The organism is Stenotrophomonas sp. PS02298, assembly GCF_029959445.1.
In the GTDB taxonomy this organism is placed as follows: Bacteria; Pseudomonadota; Gammaproteobacteria; order Xanthomonadales; family Xanthomonadaceae; genus Stenotrophomonas.
The window spans coordinates 1-6,309 of the sequence record NZ_JASCOR010000207.1 but is presented as its reverse complement, the minus strand read 5'-3'; the positions used below and the strand labels follow the sequence as shown (position 1 = coordinate 6,309).

The following is a 6,309-nucleotide window of genomic DNA, read 5'->3' as shown; positions in this document are numbered from 1 at the left end:
GGCGTAAGCCGCGAAGCCGATAGCCGACCAGACTGCGGTAGTGCTTGCGATTGAAGCGATGCAGGCTTCGCGGCTTACGCCGCTCCCACAAATGGGGGGCGGTGAAGTCTCTGCCGAGCATGGCTCGGCACTACGGTTGGGGCATTACCGGTGAAGCTCCTGCCGAGCATGGCTCGGCACTACCTGGCGCTGCAGTGCGCGGCCAATCTAGCCCTTCTCCCGCATGCGGGAGAGGGGTTGGGGTGAGGGCAGCTTTTGCGGGGAAGCCGTCTGCCGAGCATGGCTCGGCACTACCGGGTCAGCGCGCAGCGCCTCATGCAACACATCAAGCAACTGCTCGTTGTCATCACCACGCTGCTCCCAATACATGATGCCGCCCAGGCCCTGCTGCTTCACGTAGTTGGCCTTGATAAGCAGCGATTGCGGATCGTCATAACTGATCATGCGTCGCTCCTTGGCATTCCACAGCCACGGCACCTGCGCCTCGTCATCCCAAAGCCGCTGCCAGTCCGGCGCATTGAGGCGGGTGTGGACGATGTCACGCCAGGTGATGAAGCCACCTTCCTTGGTGAACTTCTGGAAGCGACCGTTGTTGTCCGTGCCGACATCACCAAAGGTGCGGCCATAGAAGGGCACGCCGACATTGATCTTGGCAGCAGGCACCCCCGCATCGAGGAAGTACTTCACCGCATCCACGGTAGTGCGGCCCTGCGGCGTAGCCAGCGATGAGCGCGCAAGCCCAGAGTGATGCCCGGTGGTCTTGGTCAGGCTGCCATAGAAGTCGTAGGTCATCAGGTTGATCCAATCCAACGACTCGGCGATGCGCGGCAGCTCCAGGCCTTCGGCTGCGTGGCCTTCGGCGGCGGCGATGGTCAGCAGGTAATGACGCTTGCTGTTGCCTTCGCGGTCCAGGCGCGCGCGCAGTTCTTCCAGCAGCACGGTGAAGTTGTGGCGATCATCCGGGCTGTGGCTGATGTCGGCATCACCGAGCGTGGGGTATTCCCAGTCGACGTCCAGGCCATCGAGCTTGAACTGGTGCATCAGCGCGACGCTGCTGTCGATGAAACGTGCGCGTGCCGGTGCAGTGGCGGCGGCCTCGGAGAAGTTGCCGGCACCCCAGCCGCCAATCGACAGCACGATCTGCAATGACGGGTTGTCGGCGCGCTTGGCGACCACCGCATGCAGGCGTGCCGGATCGACGTTCTCGGGCAGGTAGACGGTGCCGTCGAGGCGAACCACGGCGAAGGCGAAGTTCACCACATCGAGTTTCTGCGCCGACAATTGCAACGGCTCGGGGCTGTCCATCACATAGCCGATCAGGCGTGGCGTCTGTGCCTGCACAGCGAAGGGCAGCAACGCGGTGAGCAATAGCGCATGCAGACGTGGGCTGCGAAGGAATACAGGCATGGGAGGTCCCGTAATGAGAGGACCCCGGACTGTAACCGTAGACGCGCACGGCAGTAGCAGGCGGTGACGTCGGAAACCATCGCGATCCCGATCACTGTAGAGCCGAGCCACGCTCGGCTGGGGCGTTACCGGTAAGCCTGCCGAAGGCCTTGTAGGAGCGGCGTCAGCCGCGAAGCTGATGGTCAGCCAGATTGCCGATATGCCTGCGATTGAAGCAATGCCAGCTTCGCGGCTGATGCCGGTCCTACAAAAGCGGATTGCCAGGACCGCGATGCCGAGCATGGCTCGGCACTACAGGTAGTACTGCTCAGCGGGCTTCGGGAATGTCCGAGGTCAATGCTGCGGTCTCTGCGGCGCAGTCGCGCGGCAGCGGTTGCTTGAGCGTGCGTGCATGGGCAAGCTCTTCGCGTGCCTTGGCCAGATCGGCGACAAACGCCGGGTTGTCGTGCAAGCGCGCGACCGTAGCCGCACCCATGAACTGGCCCTGCTGCACGTCGCTATACCAATGCACGTTGCAGACCAGACGGCTGTGGCCGTAGTTGCGGCCGCGCTCGATCAGGGCAGTGGCATGCTCGGGATCAATTTCCGACAGGATCAAGCCCCAGGCCCAGCCGATCGACGTGTGGCCGGACGGGTAGGAACCACTCTTGCGCAGGCCTTCCTCATCGTCGGGCGTACAGGTCGGTGCGTTGTTGACCATGAACGGGCGTGGCCGCTGGTAGTGCGTCTTTGCTGCCTTGGTGGCGGCGCTGGCGTCGATGCGGCTGCGTTCCAGCAGGCGGTACAGCACCGGCGTGGTCTTGGCGGTGACCGCCACGCCCAGCGCGCAGCTGAACTGGTCGGCGCCGGCCGGGAAGCTCAGGTCGGCATCGGTATGCGCCTGGACGAAGCGGGCGCTGCCGCGCATGGTCAGGGCCTGGCTGGCGACGGCCTCATCCAGCTGTGCCGATGCCGAGCCGGGGGCGGGCGGTGTTGGGCTAAGGGCAAGGCTGTCGGGGATGGCGCTGCCGATCAGATAGCCGGTGACCTTGGTGCTGGCGTCTTCGCCGGATGCGGAAGGACGGGTCGGAGTGCTGGAGCAGGCGCTGAGTGCGGCGACCAGCGCAAGGGCGGCGCCAAGGCGCAGCGGGGAAACGGGAAATGACATTGCGACGACAAGGGGATTACAGGAGCGGAGCGGCATCATCTCACCAACGGCCGCGCTCTGCCCCCTCCCTTTGCCGAAGGCAAGGGGAGGGCTGGGGAGGGGGCCTTGCTCCCTCCCTTGTGCGTAGCGCGGGGGAGGGTTGGGGAGGGGGGCTCTTCGCTCGGAAAACTACAAACCGCCGACCCAGGCCGACATCCGCCCATCATCCTCGCGCACCTCGATCGGCCCGCCGAACACCTCCGACAGCGGACCTGAGCGCAGCAGCTCGGTACGGCTGCCGTCAGCAAAGATGCGGCCACCCTTCATCAGCACGACGCGCTTGATCTCCGGGATCACTTCCTCGATGTGGTGGGTCACCAGCACCAGGGTGATGCCCTGCTGGGTGAGGTTGCGCATGCTGTCGACGAGATGCTGGCGCGAGATCAGGTCCAGGCCGGTGGACGGCTCGTCCAGCAGCAAGGCCTTGGGTTGATTGACCAGCGCACGCGCGATCAGCACCCGGCGGGTTTCACCGGCAGACAGCTCGGCATAGCTGCGGCCCAGCAAGGGCAGGGCGCGGGCCTGTTCCAGCGCGTGCCGCGCGCGCTGGCGCATGGCGTCGGTGACATCGCGGTGCGCAGGTACCACGTAACTGGCGAAGAAGCCGGCGATCACCGCTTCCTCGACGGTCAGCCCGGGCATGCTGGACAGGTTGCTGGACAGGTCGCCGGTGACGATGCCCAGTTGCGCCCGCAGCCGGTCCACCTGCCAGCGGGTCTGGCCCATCACCTTGACCGGCACGTGGCCGTCGGCGCGCGCCAAGGGATAAAGCTCGCGGGTGATCAGCTTGATGAATGAAGACTTGCCGCAGCCGTTCGGCCCGAGGATGGCGGTGTGCTGGCCCTGCTCGATGCGCAGGTTCAGTTCGTGCAGCACGCGGACCTGGCCGCGGATGACGCAGGCATGGTCCAGTTCGATCAGGGGGGCCGCTTCGGCGGCGGGTGCAATGGACATTCAGGAGTAGGTGGCAGCTGAGGATTCGACCAACGGACCTGCCGCCGGTGGATGAAGTTTGCGCCGACAGCCCCCATGATGTGTAGCAGTTGTTTCATCTGGCACCGACTGCCTGGAGTATTCGTGATGTCCGACGCCCTGCTCGTTTTCCTTACCGGTGGCATCGTCGGCCTGGGCTGGTGGGGCATGCTGGCGGTGCTGCTGGTGTTCACCCAGCTCACCATCTTCGCGGTCACCTTGTACCTGCACCGCAGCCAGGCCCATCGCGGCGTCGATTTCCATCCGCTGGTGTCGCACTTCTTCCGCTTCTGGGTGTGGCTGACCACCTCGATGATCACCCGCGAGTGGGTGGCCATCCATCGCAAGCACCACGCCAAGGTGGAGACCGAGGAGGACCCGCACAGCCCGGTCACCAAGGGCATACGCACCGTGTTCTGGCGCGGCGTGGAGCTGTACCGCGAGGCACGCACGTTGCGTGGCGACATCGAGCAGTACGGGCGCGGTGCGCCAGAGGACTGGATCGAGCGCAGGCTCTATACCCCGCATGCCAACCTCGGCCCGATCCTGCTGTTCGTGATCAACGCCGTGTTGTTCGGCCTGCCCGGCATCGCCTTGTGGGCGATCCAGATGGCGTGGATTCCGTTCTGGGCGGCAGGCGTGGTCAACGGCCTTGGCCATTGGTGGGGGTATCGCAATTTCGAATCGGCCGACACATCGACCAACCTCACCCCGTGGGCGTTCTGGATCGGCGGCGAAGAACTGCATAACAACCATCACGCCTTCCCAAGCTCGGCACGCTTCTCGATGCGGCGCTGGGAGTTCGACATCGGTTGGCAGGCGATCCGCCTGCTGCAGTTCCTGCGCCTGGCCAAGGTGCTGCGGGTGGCACCGACGATGGACATCCGTCCGAACATCGCCGTGCCCGATGCCGATACCTTGAAGGCATTGTTGTCGCATCGCTTCCAGGCGATGACCGATTACCAGCGCAATGTATTCGCACCGGCTTTGAAGGAAGAGGCTGCAGCAGCAGGTGCCAAGTTGCGCAAGCTGTTGCCGCGGCGTATGCGCAAGGGTCTGGTCAATGATGGTCGCTGGCTCAAACCCGATTGCCGCGCGCAGCTGCAGAGTTGGGTGCAGCAGCGCCCGCGCATCCAGCTGTTGGTCGAGCATCGGACGCGCCTGTCGGCGCTGTTGGAAGCCCGCAGCCATGACGCCGCCGAACGCCTGCGCCAACTGCAGCAGTGGTGCCAGGACGCCGAGGCCAGCGGCAGCGCGGCATTGCAGGCGTATGCAGCACGTCTGAAGGGCTATTCGCTCAGCGCCGCATGAAGACCATTGCCCTCCTTCTCCTGCTTGGTGCTTCCTTGCCTGCGATCGCCCAGGTACAGGACACCAACGCCTACCTGCAGCGCATGGACAGCGATGGCGATGGCCGCGTCAGTCCGGACGAATACCTGCAGTGGATGCTGTACGCCTTCGACAAGATGGACCGCAATGGCGATGGCGTCCTGCAGCCGGACGAGCAGCCGGGCGGGCGTGGCAAACCGATTACCCGCGAAGAACAGCGGCAGGTGATCCTGGCCCGCTTCGCCCGCCAGGATGCCAACGGCGACGGCTACCTCAGCGCCCGCGAGCTGATGGCGCCACCGCGCTGACCGGCAGTCCATGAAATGCGGGATATGGATGTGGGAGCGGCGTAAGCCGCGAAGCCACCAATCCAACCGAAGCCGATAGCGCATTGCAATCGATACCACCCCGCTATTCACCACCACCAGCTTCACGGCTCACGCCGTTCCCACAAGCACAATCAAACACAGTCGCATTGAGGCCCGCATGCCAGAACTACCCGAAGTAGAGACCACCCGGCGCGGCCTGGAACCACATCTGGTAGACCGCCGCATCCACGGTGTGATCCTGCGCAGGCCGGACCTGCGCTGGCCGATTCCCGCCGAGATCGAACAGCAGCTACCGGGCAAGCGCATCGAGGCGATCCGTCGCCGCGCCAAATACCTGCTGCTGGATACCGAAGCGGGAAGTGCGGTGTTGCACCTGGGCATGTCCGGCAGCCTGCGCGTGTTGCCCGGTGACACCCCGGTGCGCGCGCACGACCATGTCGATATCAGCCTGGAAGACGGCCGCCTGCTGCGCTTCAACGATCCACGTCGGTTTGGCTGCCTGTTGTGGCAGCCTGCAGGTGAAACGCACGAGCTGCTGGCTGGACTCGGTCCGGAACCGCTGGAGGATGAGTTCGACGGCGATTATCTGTTCCAGCGCAGCCGTGGCCGCAAGGCGCCGATCAAGACCTTCCTGATGGACCAGGGCATCGTCGTCGGCGTCGGCAATATCTATGCGGCGGAAAGCCTGTTCATGGCCGGCATCAATCCCCTGCGCGAGGCCGGCAAGGTAACGCGGGCGCGCTACCAGCGGCTTGCCGATGCGGTGAAGGAAATCCTGGGGCATGCGATCACCCGGGGCGGCACCACCCTGCGCGACTTCATCAGTCCCGATGGCGCACCGGGTTACTTCGAGCAGGAGCTGCTGGTGTATGGGCGCGAAGGCGAGAACTGCAAACAATGCGGGCGCGCACTGCGTTATGCCAGCATTGGCCAGCGGGCAACGGTGTGGTGCGGGAATTGCCAGCGCTGAGGCGGAGCAACGGTAGTGCCGAGCCATGCTCGGCAGGAGCCTTCCCGGTAAAGCCCCACCTGTAGTGCCGAGCTATGCTCGGCAGGAGCTCTACCGGTAAGGCCTCTGCCGAGCAT

At 64.7% G+C, this 6,309-nt stretch carries 6 protein-coding genes; 3 read left to right on the top strand and 3 right to left on the bottom strand.

Annotated features, from left to right (window positions below; translation table 11 throughout):
- Positions 1–207: 207 nt before the first annotated feature.
- The 3 genes from QMX78_RS19470 to QMX78_RS19460 all read right to left on the bottom strand — a co-directional run bounded on the left by QMX78_RS19470 (position 208) and on the right by QMX78_RS19460 (position 3,547).
- On the bottom strand, positions 208–1,407 hold the full coding sequence (locus QMX78_RS19470; RefSeq protein WP_282272684.1) for a glycoside hydrolase family 18 protein: 1,200 nt from the start codon (positions 1,405–1,407) through the stop codon (positions 208–210).
- A 307-nt stretch (positions 1,408–1,714) separates the two neighbouring features.
- Positions 1,715–2,554, bottom strand: coding sequence for a phosphatase PAP2 family protein (locus QMX78_RS19465; protein ID WP_282272682.1), 840 nt, complete (start codon positions 2,552–2,554; stop codon positions 1,715–1,717).
- 168 nt (positions 2,555–2,722) lie between these two features.
- Positions 2,723–3,547, bottom strand: a complete 825-nt coding sequence (locus QMX78_RS19460) for an ATP-binding cassette domain-containing protein (RefSeq protein ID WP_282272680.1) — start codon at positions 3,545–3,547, stop codon at positions 2,723–2,725.
- Between the two features lie 126 nt (positions 3,548–3,673).
- Here QMX78_RS19460 and QMX78_RS19455 point away from each other — a divergent pair, with 126 nt between their 5' ends.
- The 3 genes from QMX78_RS19455 (at position 3,674) to mutM (ending at position 6,193) form a co-directional block, all read left to right on the top strand.
- Complete coding sequence (locus tag QMX78_RS19455; protein ID WP_282272678.1) at positions 3,674–4,876, top strand: fatty acid desaturase; 1,203 nt, start codon at positions 3,674–3,676, stop codon at positions 4,874–4,876.
- The gene (locus QMX78_RS19450; RefSeq protein ID WP_282272676.1) at positions 4,873–5,202 is read left to right on the top strand and encodes a hypothetical protein; all 330 of its coding nucleotides are present in this window, start codon (positions 4,873–4,875) and stop codon (positions 5,200–5,202) included. The genes QMX78_RS19455 and QMX78_RS19450 overlap by 4 nt, the downstream gene beginning before the upstream one ends.
- A 178-nt stretch (positions 5,203–5,380) precedes the next feature.
- Positions 5,381–6,193, top strand: coding sequence for a bifunctional DNA-formamidopyrimidine glycosylase/DNA-(apurinic or apyrimidinic site) lyase (mutM, locus tag QMX78_RS19445; protein WP_282272673.1), 813 nt, complete (start codon positions 5,381–5,383; stop codon positions 6,191–6,193).
- Positions 6,194–6,309: the final 116 nt, after the last annotated feature.